At 72.2% G+C, this 15,714-nt stretch carries 12 protein-coding genes; 3 read left to right on the top strand and 9 right to left on the bottom strand.

Annotated elements, in window-relative coordinates:
• The 9 genes from JNO44_RS26665 to JNO44_RS26625 form a co-directional block, all read right to left on the bottom strand.
• Positions 1 to 1,284, bottom strand: a complete 1,284-nt coding sequence (locus tag JNO44_RS26665) for an ABC transporter permease (protein ID WP_205366404.1) — start codon at positions 1,282 to 1,284, stop codon at positions 1 to 3.
• Positions 1,281 to 2,480, bottom strand: coding sequence for an ABC transporter permease (locus JNO44_RS26660; protein WP_205366403.1), 1,200 nt, complete (start codon positions 2,478 to 2,480; stop codon positions 1,281 to 1,283). Before JNO44_RS26660 ends, JNO44_RS26665 begins: the two co-directional genes overlap by 4 nt.
• Positions 2,477 to 3,991 carry an ABC transporter ATP-binding protein gene (locus JNO44_RS26655; RefSeq protein ID WP_205366402.1) on the bottom strand — a complete coding sequence of 505 codons (1,515 nt, stop codon included), beginning with the start codon at positions 3,989 to 3,991 and terminating at the stop codon, positions 2,477 to 2,479. The genes JNO44_RS26660 and JNO44_RS26655 overlap by 4 nt, the downstream gene beginning before the upstream one ends.
• Positions 3,992 to 4,209: 218 nt before the next feature.
• Complete coding sequence (locus JNO44_RS26650) at positions 4,210 to 5,241, bottom strand: BMP family lipoprotein (protein ID WP_205366401.1); 1,032 nt, start codon at positions 5,239 to 5,241, stop codon at positions 4,210 to 4,212.
• Positions 5,242 to 5,445: 204 nt separating this feature from the next.
• On the bottom strand, positions 5,446 to 6,651 hold the full coding sequence (locus tag JNO44_RS26645; RefSeq protein WP_205370588.1) for an amidohydrolase: 1,206 nt from the start codon (positions 6,649 to 6,651) through the stop codon (positions 5,446 to 5,448).
• Positions 6,652 to 6,825: 174 nt separating this feature from the next.
• A complete protein-coding gene (locus JNO44_RS26640; RefSeq protein ID WP_420882685.1) occupies positions 6,826 to 8,127 on the bottom strand; it encodes a hypothetical protein in 1,302 nt (433 codons plus the stop codon).
• A gap of 29 nt (positions 8,128 to 8,156) precedes the next feature.
• Complete coding sequence (locus tag JNO44_RS26635) at positions 8,157 to 9,098, bottom strand: N-acetylneuraminate synthase family protein (protein ID WP_205366400.1); 942 nt, start codon at positions 9,096 to 9,098, stop codon at positions 8,157 to 8,159.
• Between the two features lie 105 nt (positions 9,099 to 9,203).
• The gene (locus JNO44_RS26630) at positions 9,204 to 10,478 is read right to left on the bottom strand and encodes an acylneuraminate cytidylyltransferase (RefSeq protein WP_205366399.1); all 1,275 of its coding nucleotides are present in this window, start codon (positions 10,476 to 10,478) and stop codon (positions 9,204 to 9,206) included.
• 29 nt (positions 10,479 to 10,507) lie between these two features.
• A complete protein-coding gene (locus JNO44_RS26625) occupies positions 10,508 to 11,902 on the bottom strand; it encodes a DUF6716 putative glycosyltransferase (protein ID WP_338058578.1) in 1,395 nt (464 codons plus the stop codon).
• A 199-nt stretch (positions 11,903 to 12,101) separates the two neighbouring features.
• Between JNO44_RS26625 and JNO44_RS26620 the strand changes: the two genes are divergently transcribed.
• The 3 genes from JNO44_RS26620 to JNO44_RS26610 are packed head-to-tail and all read left to right on the top strand — an operon-like array spanning position 12,102 to position 15,696.
• A complete protein-coding gene (locus JNO44_RS26620; protein ID WP_205366398.1) occupies positions 12,102 to 13,082 on the top strand; it encodes a glycosyltransferase family 2 protein in 981 nt (326 codons plus the stop codon).
• Positions 13,082 to 14,461 carry a polysialyltransferase family glycosyltransferase gene (locus tag JNO44_RS26615; protein ID WP_205366397.1) on the top strand — a complete coding sequence of 460 codons (1,380 nt, stop codon included), beginning with the start codon at positions 13,082 to 13,084 and terminating at the stop codon, positions 14,459 to 14,461. Before JNO44_RS26620 ends, JNO44_RS26615 begins: the two co-directional genes overlap by 1 nt.
• Entirely contained in the window at positions 14,461 to 15,696 is a 1,236-nt protein-coding gene (locus tag JNO44_RS26610; protein WP_205366396.1) for an acyltransferase family protein, read from the top strand. Before JNO44_RS26615 ends, JNO44_RS26610 begins: the two co-directional genes overlap by 1 nt.
• Positions 15,697 to 15,714 lie beyond the last annotated feature (18 nt).

Genomic DNA, 15,714 nt, shown 5'->3' with positions numbered 1-15,714 from the left:
TCAGTGGCCCTGGCCCCGGCGGTAGGGCTTGCCGATCGCCTTCGGGGACCGCAGGCGCTGTGAGAAGAGCGCCAGGACCAGCAGCGTAGCGATGTAGGGGCTGGCCTCGACCAGTTCCAGCGGGACGCTGTCGGAGAGCGCGTACCAGACCAACAGGACCACGGCGGCGACCGCGGCGACCGCGGCCTGGGCCCGCTTGGCGGCCCGCAGCCGCACCAGCGCCAGGCCGGCGAGCAGCGCGGCCAGGCCCAGCAGCAGGGCGTGCACGGTCGGGCCACCGCTGCGCAGCTGCATGGCGTCCATGAAGCCGAACAGGCCCGCGCCGAGGGCGACGCCGCCCGGCCGCCAGTTGCCGAAGATCATCGTGGCCAGACCGATGTAACCGCGCCCGCCGGTCTGACCGTCCTGGTAGAAGTGCACGCTGATCGCCAGGAAGGCGCCGCCGAGGCCGGCCAGCGCGCCGGAGACCAGCACCGCCGCGTACTTGTACGCGTAGACGTTGACGCCGAGGGTCTCGGCGGAGAGCGGGGCCTCGCCGCAGGACCGCAGCCGCAGGCCGAACGACGAGCGCCACAGCAGGAAGAAGGTGCCGACGAAGAGGCCGATGGTCAGGACGGTGAGCCAGGAGACGCCGGTGACCGCGGCGCCGAGCACCCCGGCGACGTCGGAGACCAGGAACCAGTGGTGGCCCTCGATCCCGTTCAGCCAGTCCGCGAGGCCGGGGACGGTGAAGGTCGGCATGTCGGACATCGGCGGGGACTGCTTGTCGTTGCCGCCGGCCACCATCGCCGCGCTGCCCTCCTGGCCGAACCAGAGGGTGGCGAGGTACTGGGTGGCGCCCAGCGCCAGGATGTTGATCGCGACACCGGAGACGATGTGGTCCACGCCGAAGGTCACGGTGGCGACGGCGTGCACCAGGCCGCCGAGCGCGCCGCCGAGGATGCCGGCCGCGGCAGCCGCCCAGGGGCCGTGCTGCCAGCCCACCCAGCCGGCCGCGAACGAGCCGAGCATCATCATGCCTTCGAGTCCGATGTTGATCACGCCGGCCCGCTCGGCCCACAGACCGCCCAGACCGGCCAGCCCGATCGGTACGGCGGCGCTGAGCGCGGCCCCGAACTGGCCGGCGGACGTGAGGTCCGCGGCGCCGCTGACGGCCCGCAGGGCGGAGACCGCCAACAGCGCGCCGGCGACGATCAGCATGATCCAGGGGTAGGTCAGCTTCCGCTTCCCGCCGCCCGGGCCGGGGGCCGCGGGTCGCGCCGCGGACTTGAGTTCCGTACTCACGCCGTCACCTCCGGCTTGTCACTGTTGCCGGCGGCGCCGGTCCCGTTCGTGTCGTCGCCGGTGCGGGCCAGCACGGCCAGTTCCTCGCCGACCTTGCGCTGCTGGAGACGCAGCCCGTAGCGGCGGACGACCTCGTAGGCGACGACCACGCAGAGCACGATCACGCCCTGGATGACGCCGACGATCTCCTGGGCGTAGCCCTCGAACTCCAGCCGGGAGCCGGTGCGGTCGAGGAACGCCCAGAGCAGGGCGCCGAAGGCCATGCCGGCCGGGTTGTTGCGGCCGAGCAGGGCGATGGCGATGCCGGTGAAGCCGATACCGGCGGGGAAGTCGGTGCCGTACTGGAACGATTCGCCGAGCAGGGTCGGCATCCCGACCAGGCCGGCCGCGGCACCGGACAGCAGCATGCTGATGACGATCATCCGCTTGACGCTGACGCCGCTGGCCTCGGCGGCCGACTCGGAGGCGCCCACCGCCCGCAGGTCGAAACCGAAGCGGGTGCGGTTGATCAGGAACCAGTACAGGGCACCGGCCACCACCGCGACCACCACGAAGCCCTCGACCGGCTTGGGGTGGGCCGGGAAGGAGAAGAAGTGGCTGGACTCCGGCAGGAACTTGGTGTGCAGGAGGTTGCCGTCCTTGACAGCGAGCCGGCCGTCCTGGAGGAAGTAGCCGATCAACGACGCCGCGATGGAGTTCAGCATGATCGTGGTGATCACCTCGCTGACCCCGCGGGTGGTCTTCAGCAGGCCGGCGATGCCGGACCAGATCGCGCCCACCAGCATCGCGATGACGATGAGCAGGATGATCTGGAGGGCGCCGGGCAGCGCGATGGCGCCGCCGACCGCCGCCGCGGCGAAGGCGGCCAACCGGTACTGCCCGTCCACACCGATGTTGAACAGGTTCATCCGGAAGCCGATGGCCACCGCGAGCGCCGAAAGGTAGTACGGCACCGCCTTGTTGATGATCCAGACCTGGCTGTCGCTGTAGTGGCCGTAGTCGGCCATGATCCCGTAGGCCCGGAACGGGTTCTCGCCGGACGCCAGGAAGACCAGCGAGCTGATCACTATCGCGGCGACGATCGCCAGCACCGGGGCGGCGATGCCCAGCAGGACCTTGTCCCGGGCGGCGCTGCGCGCGATGGCGTCAACGGCCGGGGTCTTCTTGGTCGTCGGCGTGGTGGTGGACGTGCTCACTTCTCGCCACCCCCCTGGGCGACGGCGCTGTCGTCCGACGCGCTGAGGTGGCCGCTGGCGGCACCGGTCATGGCGGAGCCCAACTCCTCCGGGGTGATCACTGCGGGGTCGGCGTCCGCGACCAGCCGGCCGCGGTACATCACCCGCAGGGTGTCGGACAGCCCGATCAGCTCGTCCAGGTCGGCAGAGATCAGCAGGACCGCCAGCCCCTCCCGGCGCGCGACGCGGATCTGCTCCCAGATCTGCGCCTGCGCGCCGACGTCGACCCCGCGGGTGGGGTGGGCGGCGATCAGCAGCTTGGGGTGGTGGCTCATCTCGCGGCCGACGATCAGCTTCTGCTGGTTGCCGCCGGAGAGCGAGGCCGCGGTGACCTCGATGCCGGGGGTGCGGACGTCGTACTCGGCGACGATCCGCTCGGTGTCCTTGCGGGCACCGGCCAGGTCGAGGAGCTTGCCCTTGCTGTTGGGGCGCTCGGTGACGTGGCCCAGGATGCGGTTCTCCCACAGCGGGGCGTCCAGCAGCAGGCCGTGCCGGTGCCGGTCCTCGGGGATGTAGCCGATGCCGCCCTCGCGGCGGGCGCGGGTGGAGGACCGCGACAGGTCCCGGCCGTCCAGGGTGATGGTCCCGCCGTCGGGCGTGCGGGTGCCCATGACGGCCTCGACCAGCTCGGCCTGCCCGTTGCCCTCGACGCCGGCGACGCCCAGCACCTCGCCCTTGCGGATGGTGAACGAGATGCCGTCCAGCACCGTGCGGACCACGCCGTCGGAGTCCGTGGCGGACAGCCGCACGTCGCTGACCTTCAGCATCTCCACGTCGGTGACGGTGGACTCGCGGGTCTCCGGGGAGGGCAGCTCGCTGCCGACCATCAGCTCGGCCAGCTGCTTGGGGGTGGTCCTCGACGGCTCGACGGACGCCACCGTCGTGCCGCGCCGGATGACGGTGATGTCGTCGGCGACCGACAGCACCTCGCCCAGCTTGTGCGAGATGAAGATGACGGTCAGGCCCTCGGACTTGAGCTCGCGGAGGTTGTCGAAGAGCGCGTCGACCTCCTGCGGGACGAGGACCGCGGTCGGCTCGTCGAGGATCAGCGTCCGGGCGCCCCGGTAGAGGACCTTGAGGATCTCCACCCGCTGGCGGTCGGCGACGCCCAGGTCCTCGATGAGCACGTCCGGCCGGATGTTCAGCCCGTACGCGTCGGAGATCTCACGTATCCGTGCGCGGGCGCCGGCGCCGATGCCGTGCAGTTTCTCCGCGCCGAGGACGGTGTTCTCCAGGACGGTGAGGTTGTCGGCGAGCATGAAGTGCTGGTGCACCATGCCGATGCCGCGGGCGATGGCGTCGCCCGGAGAGTGCAGGGCGACCTGCTCGCCGTCGAGCGCGATGGTGCCCTCGTCCGGCTTCTGCATGCCGTAGAGGATCTTCATCAGGGTCGACTTGCCGGCGCCGTTCTCGCCGCACAGGGCGTGGACGGTACCGCGGCGGACGGTGAGGTGGATGTCGTGGTTGGCCACGACGCCGGGGAACCTTTTGGTGATCCCGCGGAGTTCTACAGCAGGGGCGTCCTGGCCGGGCGGGCTGCTGCTGGTGGGCGCTGCGTTGATGGCGCACTCCCCTCAGGGGCGAAGGAGCGGAAGAAGCGGACGGGTGGGGAAAAAGCGGGGAAAAGAGGGGGGAGTGGGGCCCGCGGCGGCCCCGTGGGGCTGCCGGGTGCGGCCCCCGGAGGCTACGGCTACGGCGTCTCCTTGACCTTCACCTGACCCTCGATGATCTTCTTCCGGACCGCGTCGATCTGCGGCTGGATGTCCTTGATGAAACCGCCCGAGGTGGCGAGCGAGACCCCGCCGTGCTTCAGGTCGTAGGTGTGGATGCCGGTCAGCGGCTTGTGCTGCTCGCAGCTCTTGATGAGGTCGAAGACCGCCACGTCCACGTTCTTCACCACGGAGGTCAGGATGTGGTCCTTGTAACGGGCCAGTCCCGGCTGCCGGTACTGGTCGGAGTCCACCCCGATCGCCCAGGCGCCCTTGACCTTGCTGACCGCCTCGATCGAGCCGGCGCCGGACTGGCCGGCGGCCGAGTAGATGATGTCGATGCCGCTGTCGAGCATGCCCTGGGCCTTGGCCTTGGCGGCGGCCGGGTCGTTGAAGCCCTTGTCGTTGTTGGGGTACAGGTACTGCGAGACGACCTTGGCCTTCGGGTCGGTGTCGCGCACGCCCTGCTCGAAGCCGGCCTGGAACTTCTGGATCAGCGCGTTGTTGACCCCGCCGATGAAGCCGACCTTGTGGGTCTTGCTCTTCAGCGCGGCCGCGACGCCGGCCAGGTACGACCCCTCGTGCTCGGCGAACACCATCGCGTCGACGTTCTTGCCGGTCGGCACCGCGTCGACCACGCCGAAGGTGGTGTCCGGGAAGTCCTTGGCGACGTTCTGCACGGACTGGCTGTAGGCGAAGCCCACCCCGATCACCGGGTTGTACCCGGCCTCGGCGAACGAGGTCAGCCGCTGCTCGCGGTCGGCCTCGGTCTCGCCGTTCTTCGCGGTGAGCATTTTGACGTTCACGCCCAGTTGCCGGCGGGCGTTCTCCGTACCGCGGGCGGCCGCCTCGTTGAACGAGTGATCGTCCCGCCCGCCGATGTCGAAGGCCAGCCCGACGCCGGCGTGTTTCGCGCGGTTGGCCTCGGCGAAACTCTGGCCGCAAGCGGTGGCGGTGAGCCCGAGACACGCGGTGGCGGTGGCCGCGGCGACAACCCTGATGACCCGACGCACGGGGCCTTCCCTTCGCTGTAAGCGCCCCCAGTGGCGCTGGCTTGTCGGGAGATTAACGCGCGTAGACCTGGCGCAAAACCCTCCATGGCGTCGCCGTTATCGATTCGTCTCTCACGGCGTGCCCCGGCAACACGGCGGGCGGTCGACGCAAGGCCGACCGCCCGGGGTGGTGGGATGTGGCGGGATCTTTACGGTCCGCGGGCCTCAGAGCAGCGCCGCCGCCGTGAACAGCTCGACCCCGACGGTGATCGCGTGCTCGTCGACGTCGAAGTCGCCGCGGTGCAGGTCGAGGCTGCTCAGCTCGCCGGGCGGGCGGACGCCCAGCCGGGCCATGGCGCCCGGGACGTGTTCGAGGTACCAGGAGAAGTCCTCGCCGCCGAGGGACTGCTCGGTGCCCTCGACGGCCTCGGCACCGCAGCGGGCGGCCATCGCGTCGTGCAGCAGCTGGACGCTGTCCGCCTCGTTGACGACGGGCGGGACGCCGCGGACGTAGTCGATCTGGGACTTGGCGCCGTGCAGGGTGGCGACCTCGTCGATCGCCGCGTGGACGAGGTCCGGCGCCTGCCGCCAGGCGTTCAGGTCCAGGCAGCGGATGGTGCCGGCGAGCGCGGCGCGCTGCGGGATGACGTTGCAGGCGTGGCCGGTCTCCATCCGGCCCCAGGTGATCGCGAGGCCGGCCCGGGCGTCCACCCGGCGGGAGATCACCGCCGGGACGTCGATGGCGACCCGGGCGGCGGCGGTGACCATGTCCGTGGTCAGGTGCGGACGGGCGGTGTGGCCGCCGGGCCCTTCGAGGGTGATCTCCAGGCGGTCGCAGGCGGAGGTGATCGCGCCCGTGCGCAGGCCGATCCGGCCGGCGTCCACCCGGGGGTCGCAGTGCACGGCGAGGATCTGCCCGACGCCGTCCAGCGCACCGCTCTCGACGGCCTCGGCGGCACCGCCGGGCAGGACCTCCTCGGCCGGCTGGAAGAGCAGCCGCACCGGGCGGGGCAGTCGGCCCTCGCGGTCCAGCTCGGCCAGGACCAGTCCGGCGCCGAGCACGACGGTGGTGTGCACGTCGTGGCCGCAGGCGTGGGCGCGACCGGGGACCGTGGAGGCGTAGTCGACGGTCTTGGTGTCGGGGATGGGGAGGGCGTCGATGTCCGCGCGGAGGGCGAGCCGCCCGCCGGCCGTGGTGCCGTCGTCCGTACCGATGTCACAGATAAGGCCGGTGCCGGTGGTGAGGGCCCGCGGGCTGAGCCCGGCCTTCTCCAGCCTGTCCTTGATCGCCGCGGTGGTCCGGAACTCCTGGTTGCCGAGCTCCGGGTTCATGTGCAAGTCGCGGCGGAACGTGATGAGTTCGGCGCGTAGTGCCTCGGAGAGCGTGCCGGGCAGGGCGGAGGCGTGCGGATCGTCGGCGGCGCGAGACATCAGTTGGTTCACCCGTTGAAGGTTACGGGGCCGAACGGGGCAACTGTCCCTCGATCAACAAAAGTTCAGCCCGTCAGGGGAAGAAATTTTAGGCAGCCGGGTGCATGGACGGTTTTTGGTACGGGTATGAAGGAGGGCTTTATCAGGGCCTCATCAGGGCTTCATCACTCACTGTCAGGTTCGGTCGGGTTCTCCCTCGCAAACGGGCGGCACTCCCCCGCAAGCGGGTGGGGGCACCTCCGGCTTGCGGGGGAGTGCCGCCACCACCCCGGGCAGTCGCCGTACGTCCTGGGCGGTGCCGGTGACATCGTCGAGGAAACCCTGGGCGCGCGGGGAGGCGTGCGCGGTGAGCCAGGCGGGGTCGATGTCGCAGACCGCGACCTGGACTCCGGTTCCCCGGAGGGCCAGTGGCAGGGTGTGGACGACGGTGGAGGGGAAGCTGAGGACCAGCCGGCCCACCGGGCCGCGGCGCGCGATCAGTTCCAGGGGGAGGTCGGGGCGGACCACCTCCAGGCCGGTCTCGGTGGCCAGGCGGTGGAGCTTGCCGGCGCGTTCCCGACGGTGGGCGAAGTAGCGGGTGGCGCCGTGCGCACGGGCCAGGTCGGCGACCGCGGCCAGGTAGCGGTCGGTGTCGACGACGCCGGTCTCCACCAGCGAGGTGCCGACGATGTCGGCGGTGCGGGTCAGGCGGGGCGGGCCGAAGCGACCGCGGGTCCAGGCGAAGTCGTTGGCGGTGACCGCCATGCCCTCGGGCACCTGGACCGGCATGGAGCTGAAGAGGGCGACGGTGCGGCGGCGCCGGGCGCCCTCGGGGCCGGGGGTCAGGCGGCGGCGGGCCGCGGCGGCGAACGGCGCGAAGACCAGGTCGCGGGGGCCGCGCCCGGAGCCCTGCCGGTGCCAGCGCACCAGCCTTTCGCCGCGGGCGAGTTGGCCGATGAACTCCATGGTGGCGGTGCCGTCGTCGACCACGACCAGGTCGCGGGCCCGGGTGAGGCCGAGGAGCAGCTGGACGTAGCGGGAGAAGGGGTCGCCGAGGACGATCCGGTCGGCCCGGCGGAGCAGCGGGGTGAGGCCGCCGATGGTGCGCAGCGGGGCGGTGGTGCCGCCGCGGGCCTCCTCCCAGCGGACGGTGTGGCCCTCGTCGCGGGCGAGTTCGACCATCCGGCGCAGCTGACCACGGGTCATCGGGTCGTGCGGGGCGAGCACCACGACGGTGAGCGCGGCGGGCTGGTCGCCGCCGGCCCGGGTGTGCGCCCATTCGAGGACGTTCAGCAGCTGGACCGGGCTCTCGACGAAGGCGAGGGTGCCGGTGTCCGCACGGGCGGTGTCCGTGAGGGCAGTGGTCATGTCGTCACCGGTGGGTTCGGTCCGCTTGCGCTGCCGGGGGACGCCGAGGAGACGGCGGGTGGGAGTACCCGCCGTCTCCTCGGGCGGGACCTCGGCGCCGGCGGCGCAGGTCCCTTCGGGTGAGCTCACGTGGCGAACTCCTGTCGGCGTGGGGCCGGTCAGACGGCGGCCGGCTCGCGGTCGGCGGCCTCGGCGGCCTCCTCCTCGGCGACCACGCCGGCGATCCGGCGCAGCTTCTTCATCGGGCCGAGCTCGCTCTCGTAGACCTTCTTGACGCCGTCGCCGAGGGACTCCTCGATGGTGCGGATGTCGCGGACCAGGCGGGTCAGGCCCTGCGGCTCGACGGAGGCGGCCTGGTCGGAGCCCCACATGGCGCGGTCGAGGGTGATGTGCCGCTCGACGAAGGTGGCGCCGAGGGCGACCGCGGCGAGGGTGGTCTGCAGGCCGGTCTCGTGGCCGCTGTAGCCGATCGGCACGTTGGGGTACTCGGCCTGGAGGGTGTGGATCATGCGGAGGTTGAGCTCTTCGGCCTTGGCCGGGTAGGTGCTGGTGGCGTGGCAGAGGACGATGTTGTCGCTGCCCAGCACCTCGACGGCGTGCCGGATCTGCCGGGGGGTGGACATGCCGGTGGAGAGGATGACGGCGCGGCCGGTGGCGCGCAGGGCGCGCAGCAGCTCGTCGTCGGTGAGCGAGGCGGAGGCCACCTTGTAGCAGGGCACGTCGAACTTCTCCAGGAAGGCGACGGACTCGACGTCCCAGGGAGAGGCGAACCACGCGATGCCGCGCTTCTTGCAGTACTCGTCGATGGCGCGGTAGCCGTCCTCGTCGAACTCCACGCGGTGGCGGTAGTCGATGTAGGTCATCCGGCCCCAGGGGGTGTCGCGCTCGATGTCCCACTGGTCGCGCGGGGTGCAGATCTCGGGGGTCCGCTTCTGGAACTTGACCGCGTCGCAGCCGGCGTCCGCGGCGGCGTCGATCAGCGCGAAGGCGTTCTCCAGGTCGCCGTTGTGGTTGATGCCGATCTCGCCGGTGACGTAGACGGGGCGGCCGGGGCCGACCAGGCGGTCGCCGAGGGAGCGGAGGCGGGCGTTGCTGCTCATGGGAGGTTCCTTCGTTCTGTTCGGGGAGGTGCTTCGGGGTGGTGGCTGGGGGCGGTGGTTTGGGGACGGTGTCGGGGGTGCGGCGGGATTGGCGCTGTAACGGCGTTACAGGGACGGGCCGAGGAGCCAGCCGGCGATCTCGCGGACGGCGCCGCTGCCGCCGGGGGTGGCGGTGACCGCGCGGGCCGCGCCGCGCACCACGTCGTGGGCGGAGGCGACCGCCACCGGCCAGCCGACGAGGTCGAAGCAGGGCAGGTCGTTGACGTCGTTGCCGACGTAGAGCACCCGCTCGGGGGTGACGCCGGACTCCTCGCACCACTGTTTGAGGGCGACGTCCTTGCGGTCGATGCCGTGCAGGACGGGCACCTTCAGCTTCCGCGCGCGGGCGGCGACCACCGGGTTCTGCTCGGTGGAGAGGATCAGCAGCTTCAGCCCGGAGCGGCGGAGCGCGGCGATCCCCAGGCCGTCGCCGCGGTGCACGGCGACGGTCTCCCGGCCCTCGGCGTCGATCAGCACCCGGTCGTCGGTCTGGGTGCCGTCGAAGTCGAGGACGACGGCGTCGATGTCGTCGCTTGTCGGGAGGGCGGCGGGAGAAGGGCCGGCGAGGGCGGTGGGAGAAGGGCCGGCGAGGGCGCCGGGGCGCGGAGCGTCCAGCAGCGGGGCCAGGGCGCGGGCCCGGGCCAGGTCGTGCGGGTCGTCGATCTCCAGCACCCGGGCCGGGTCGGTGCGGACCAGTTCGGTGCGGCCGAAGAAGCGGTGGCCGCTGGTGCGGAAGCCGGCCGCGTCCATGGCGTAGGCGGCGCCGGTCTCCAGCAGGTCCTGCGGGCGGTCCTGGCGGCGCGGCCGGAAGGACTTGTCGTGGTTGACGCCGCGGCCGCCGCCGTCGGGGGCGGCCGCCTCCTCGGGGGCGGCGCCCGCGGCGTCCGTGGCGGCCTCGGCGTCCCGCCAGACGAAGCCGTGGAAGGGGGCGACGGTCAGCGCGCTGTCCGCACCGCCCTCGACGACCGCCGCGGCCACCGCGTCGATGTCCTCGCTGACCAGGAACGGGCTGGTGCACTGGACGAGCAGCACCGCGTCGACCCGGCGGCCCTGTTCGGCCTCGTAGGTGTCCATGGCGTGCCGGACCGCGGCCTCGCTGGTGGCGGTGTCGCCGGCGATCTCGCCGGGCCGGCGTATGACCACCGCGCCGGCGCCGCGCGCGGCGGCGGCGATCCCGGCGTCGTCGGTGGAGACGACCACGTCGGTGACGAGCCGGGCGGCGCGGCACTCGCGGACCGCGCGGGCCACCAGGGGCACGCCCCCGACGGCGGCGAGGTTCTTGGCGGGGACGCCCTTGGAGCCGCCGCGGGCGGGGATGACGGCCACAACGGTGGGGGGCATGGGGCTCTCCTCGGTCGGGTGGGGACGGCTCACAGCTGCCCCCAGCGGCGGATGGCCGGGGCGACGCGCTGGACGCCGTGCCGGTAGGCGCCCCGGGCGGCCTCGCGGACCGTGTCGCGGGCGAACTGCCGTAGCCCGCCGGTCTCCTGGGGCGCGTCGGTGTACCCGGCGAGCGGTGCGCCCTGCGGGTCCAGCCCGTAGCGGGCGAGGATGCCGGGCAGATAGCCGGGGGCGGTGCGGGGCGTGTAGTACGGGGTGAGCGGCGGCAGGCGGTCGGCGGCGACCAGCTCGGCGACCCGGTCGCGGGCGGCGTCGAAGGCGTGCGCGTACTCCCCCGGGCCGCGTCCGGGCGGGGATCCCTCCTGCGGTGGCCGGGGGGCTGCCGGCACCGCCGGGGCGACGCCCTGGCGGGCCAGCCAGTCGGGGTCGGGCTCCGGGCGGTGGCCGGCGTCGAGTTCGTCCCAGGAGACCAGGCAGCCGGAGCCGAGGAAGTGGTGGTTGCCGAGCGCCTCGCGGATGCCGAGGTCGGTGAGGACCGCGGTGGGGATGCCGCGGTGCAGCGACTCCAGGGCTGCGGTGGAACTGACCGTGACCATCAGGTCGGTGCGGTCCAGGACCTCGCCCATGTTGCCGTACACCAGGCGGCAGTTGGCGGGCAGTCCGCCGGGGACCTTGGCGGCGAGCTTCTGGTAGGGAAGTTCCTCGATGTGCGTGGTGTGCTCGCCGGGCCTGCTGCGGAGCTTGATCAGCACCTCGCGGTCGGGGTGCCGGCGGGCGTGCTCAACTGCCCGGCGCAGCAGGTACGTTCGCCCCTCGCGGCTCTCCGGGACGGAGGGCTGGGCGGCGAACACCACCGTGTACGGGGTGTGCGGGGACTCGTAGGGGGCGCCGCCGAGGAAGGGCAGGGCGCACTCCACCACGCTGTCGGCCGGCGCGCCCACGCCACGGTAGACCGCACGGAACCGGTCCGCGTCGTGGCGGGAGTTGGCGAGCACCACGTCCGCGCCGTGCCGCAGCAGCAGGCCGTCGGCGAGCTTCTCGTAGACCACGCCGACGTAGCCGGTGACGACGACGGGGCGGCGCCCGCCGGCCCGCCAGGCGTGCCCGAGGCCGTGCAGCATCGCCTGGACGGCGCCGCCGACGCAGGCCAGCACCAGCACGTCGTAGCGGGTGCGGTCCGCCGCCTCCGGGCCGCGCTCCATCAGTTCGAGGAAGTCCACTCCCCTGATCTCCCGCAGCGAGTCCGCGCGGGCTCCGACCTCGCCGAGCTGGCGGACGGTGGGGGTGGCGCGACCGCGGAGCAGGTAGCCGTCGAGCCGGGCGTCCGGCTGGAGTCGGCGCGCGGTCAGGGCGCCCCACTTCCACCGGGTGTCCGAGTCGGCGAGCACCGCGACCCGCGGCGCCGAATGGGTAGGTGATGGCACGTCGAAGACGCTAGAAAGGCGCGACGGGCGGCGGACCAACTGAGGAGCAACAACGGGTTAACAGCCGACCGACGAACACCGAACCCACCCGGATACCGTCCGGTCACCGGACTGGTTAACCATCCCGCCATTCTTCGTTCACCGCCAAGTACGCGCCGCGTCAAGACGAATGCCGGGCGCCGCACCTAACGTCACGGGGGTGGTTAAGCTCTCCGTCGTCGTGCCGTTCTACAACGTGCAGACATACGCGCCCGATACTCTGAAAAGCCTCGCGGCGAACTCCCGTGAGGATTTCGAATTCCTGCTCGTCGACGACTGTTCACGCGACGAGACGCCGGAGATCCTCGCGCGCGCCGCGACCGACCTCCCGGGCGCCCGGGTGCTGCGACACGAGAAGAACGGCGGCCTGGCCACCGCCCGCAACACCGGTCTGGACGCGGCCCGCGGCGAGTACCTCGCCTTCCTCGACGGGGACGACTGGCTGGCCCCCGACTATCTCCCCGAACTCCTCTCCGTCATCGAGGAGTTGGGATGCGACTTCGTGCGGACCGACCACGTCCAGTGCACCGCCAAGGCGCGCACCGTGCACCGGGTCCCGCACGGCCGGCGGGGGGTGGTGATGGATCCGCGGAGCGTGATCCTGCCCGCCGACCGCTCCACCTCGGTCGACTACGCCTACGCCTGGGCCGGGATCTACCACCGCCGGCTGCTCGACGACGGCCTGCTGCACTTCACCGACGGGCTGCGCACCGCGGAGGACCGGCCGTGGATCTGGCGGCTGCACCGCGAGGCGAAATCCATGGCGGTGACCGGTCTGCTGGGGGTTTTCTACCGGCGCGGAGTGGCGTCCTCATTGACCCAGATCGGCGATGTCCGGCAATTGGACTTCATCCGCGCTTTCGATCAGGTGATCGAGGAAACGGCACAGGACCCCGAGGCGCATCTGCTGCTGCCGAAGGCGGTGCGCACGTATTGCGCGATCATTTCCCATCATCTCGGTTCGATCGAACGATTCGAGCCGGCGGTCGCCCGTAAATTGCGGGCGATGAGCGCCGCGGCCATGAAACGCATGCCGCAGGACGTACTGAAGGAAGCCCTGGATTCCATGGATGTACAGCGCGCGTCCCGGCTGCGACGGCTGCGCCGCCGCCCCTCCGCCACGGCGGAGGTCGCCGCCTGATGCCTGCCCGGCCCCGTACCCAGATCTTTCTGGCGTCCACGCTCTACGGCGCGGCGACCCTGGCCGCCGCCCTGGACGCCGACCTGTTCCCCCCGGCCGACCGCCGACTGCTGCTGATCAGCAACAACGCGACGACCCCGGAGACCACCCCGGCCCTGGACGCCATGCCCGGTTTCGCGCGGTTGCGCGGCCGCTTCGACCGCCTGCTGTCCTGGAACGAGACGATCCGCCCGTTCCACCCCGGCGGCTGGTCCCCGCGCCCCAACGACGTGCCGCTGTGGGAACGCCATCTGCGGCTGCTGTGGGGGCTGGGGGACGACCAGGTCGAGCTGGTCGTGGAGTCGATCCAGGTCAACCCGGCCATGGCGCTGGCCCAGTTGTTCCCCGACGCCCCCGTGGACGTCTACGCCGATGGGCTGATGAGCTACGGCCCCACCCGCAACAAGCTCGACCCGCTGGTCGGCACCCGGATCGGCCGGCTGCTCCACCTGGACCTGGTGCCGGGCCTGAAGCCGCTGCTGCTCACCGAGTTCGGGGTGGAGCCGGTGCTCGTGCCGACCGACGCCTTCACCAAGGTGCTGACCGAACTCGCCGACGACGGCGAGGCGTCGGGCGACCTGTCCGGCGTCCCCGAGGGGGCGGCGCTGCTGCTCGGCCAGTACCTCTCCGCCCTGGCCATCCTCACCCCGCAGGAGGAAGAGGAACTGCACGTCCAGATGGTGCGCGGGGCGGTCGAACGCGGCCACCGCGAGATCGTCTTCAAGCCGCACCCGTCGGCGCCGGCCCGCTGGTCGCACCTGCTGGAGCGGGAGGCCGAGAAGCTGGGGATCTCGCTGACCGTGCTGGACCGGCCGGTGCTCGCCGAGGTCCTCTACCAGCGGGTCCGGCCCGCGCTGGTGGCCGGCTGCTTCTCCACCGCGCTGCTCACCGCGTCCGCCTTCTACGACCTGCCGGTCGCCCGGACCGGCACCGGACTGCTGCTGGAGCGGCTCACGCCGTACGAGAACAGCAACCGGGTGCCGGTGACGCTGGTGGACGCACTGGTGCCGGACCTCGCCGACCGGGGCGCGGCGCCGCGCGCCACCGCCACCCCGCAGGACGTCGGCCCGCTGGTCACCGCCGTCGGCTATGCGATGCAGCACCAGATCTACCCGCACCTGCGCCGGGCCGCCGAACGCTACCTGGCCGCCCATCTGGACCCGCACACCCGGCGCTACTTCAAGCGCCGTCGGCTCACCGTGCTGGCGCTGCCCGGCGCGCTGCCGTCCCAGCTGTCGTTCATCCCGCGCAATGCCGCGGTCCGCCGGGTGGCGCGCCGGGCCCGGGCCGTGCAGCGCCGACTGAGGCAGCGTCATTCCAAGAAGTGGACCGCCGCCTGATGACCACCACCTCTCCGCCGCCCGGGGCTCCCCCGGTGCCGTCCGACCGCACCGCGGGCGGCGCGCCGGGCGCCGGGCCGGCCGCAGCCCGGGACACCGCGACACCGGGCCGCGACCGGGCCGGCGGCGCCGCCCGGCTGCGCGCCCTGGACGGGCTGCGACTGGTCGCCGCCCTGATGGTCGCCGCGTACCACTACGGCGGCCGGAACGGCGACATCTCCCGGGCCTGGGGCGGCTCCCCGACGCACCAGTTCCCTTACCTCTCCAGTGCGTTCGCGTACGGCTGCCTGGGCGTCCAGATCTTCTTCGTGATCAGCGGCTTCGTCATCTGCCTCAGCGGCTGGGTCCCGCCCGTCGCCCACCACCACCCTTCGCCGGACCGGGCTACGCCCGGGCTGAGACGAGTGCGGTCCTTCGTCGCCTCCCGCATCGGCCGCCTGTACCCGGCCTACTGGGCGGCGATCCTCCTCGTCACCGCCGTCTTCGCGCTCCCCTGGGTCGCCTTCAAGACGCTCGCGCCCAGCGAGGTGCTGACGAACCTCACCATGCTCCAGTACCCGTTGGGCGTGCACCGGGTCCTCGGCGTCTGCTGGACCCTCTGGGCCGAGATGCGCTTCTACGCCCTCTTCGCGCTGTGCGTGGTGCTGCCGGGGGCCACCCGCGGCCGGGTGGTCCTGTTCTGCGCCGGCTGGACGCTGGCCGCCGCGCTGGCCCAGTCCGCCCACGAGCCGTTCCTCACCACCGTGCTGATGCCCCAGTACGCCCCGTTCTTCATCGGCGGCGTGGGGCTGTACCTGCTGCACCGGTTCGGCCGTCGGGACCCGGTCGCCTGGACGATCGTGCTGGTCAGCTGGCTGATCGGACAGCATTACGCGGTCGCCGGACTGTGGCACGCACCGTCCGTGCACGCCTTCTCCTACCGCTCGACGACCGTCATCATCGCCATCGTGACCCTCGGGTTCGCCGCGGTCGCCGCCGTCGCCCTGGGCGCGTTCCGCCGGGCCGACTGGCGCTGGCTGACCGTCGCCGGGGCGCTGACCTACCCGTTCTACCTCGTCCACGAGCATCTGGGCTGGGTCGTGATAGGCGCGCTGCACCGCGGCGCCGGACTGCCCTCGTACGCCACGCTCCTGTTGACCGTCGGGCTGATGCTGCTGCTCGCGTGGGCGCTCCACCGCTGGGTCGAGCGCCCACTGACCCCGCGCCTGCGCCGGGCGATCGCCCCGCGCCGCTAGGGCCTGTCGCGGCGGGTC

The sequence above is a fragment of the Streptomyces noursei genome (assembly GCF_016917755.1).
GTDB lineage: Bacteria > Actinomycetota > Actinomycetes > Streptomycetales > Streptomycetaceae > Streptomyces > Streptomyces yunnanensis.
Note: the sequence above shows the minus strand (reverse complement) of the source record. Positions and strands in the feature narration are given on the sequence as shown.

Coding starts and splice junctions, on each gene's coding strand:
- JNO44_RS26645 (WP_205370588.1), bottom strand. CDS start 6,651: ATGTCTCGCGCCGCCGACGATCCGCACGCCTCCGCCCTGCCCGGCACG.
- JNO44_RS26635 (WP_205366400.1), bottom strand. CDS start 9,098: ATGAGCAGCAACGCCCGCCTCCGCTCCCTCGGCGACCGCCTGGTCGGC.
- JNO44_RS26630 (WP_205366399.1), bottom strand. CDS start 10,478: ATGCCCCCCACCGTTGTGGCCGTCATCCCCGCCCGCGGCGGCTCCAAG.
- JNO44_RS26610 (WP_205366396.1), top strand. CDS start 14,461: ATGACCACCACCTCTCCGCCGCCCGGGGCTCCCCCGGTGCCGTCCGAC.
- JNO44_RS26615 (WP_205366397.1), top strand. CDS start 13,082: ATGCCTGCCCGGCCCCGTACCCAGATCTTTCTGGCGTCCACGCTCTAC.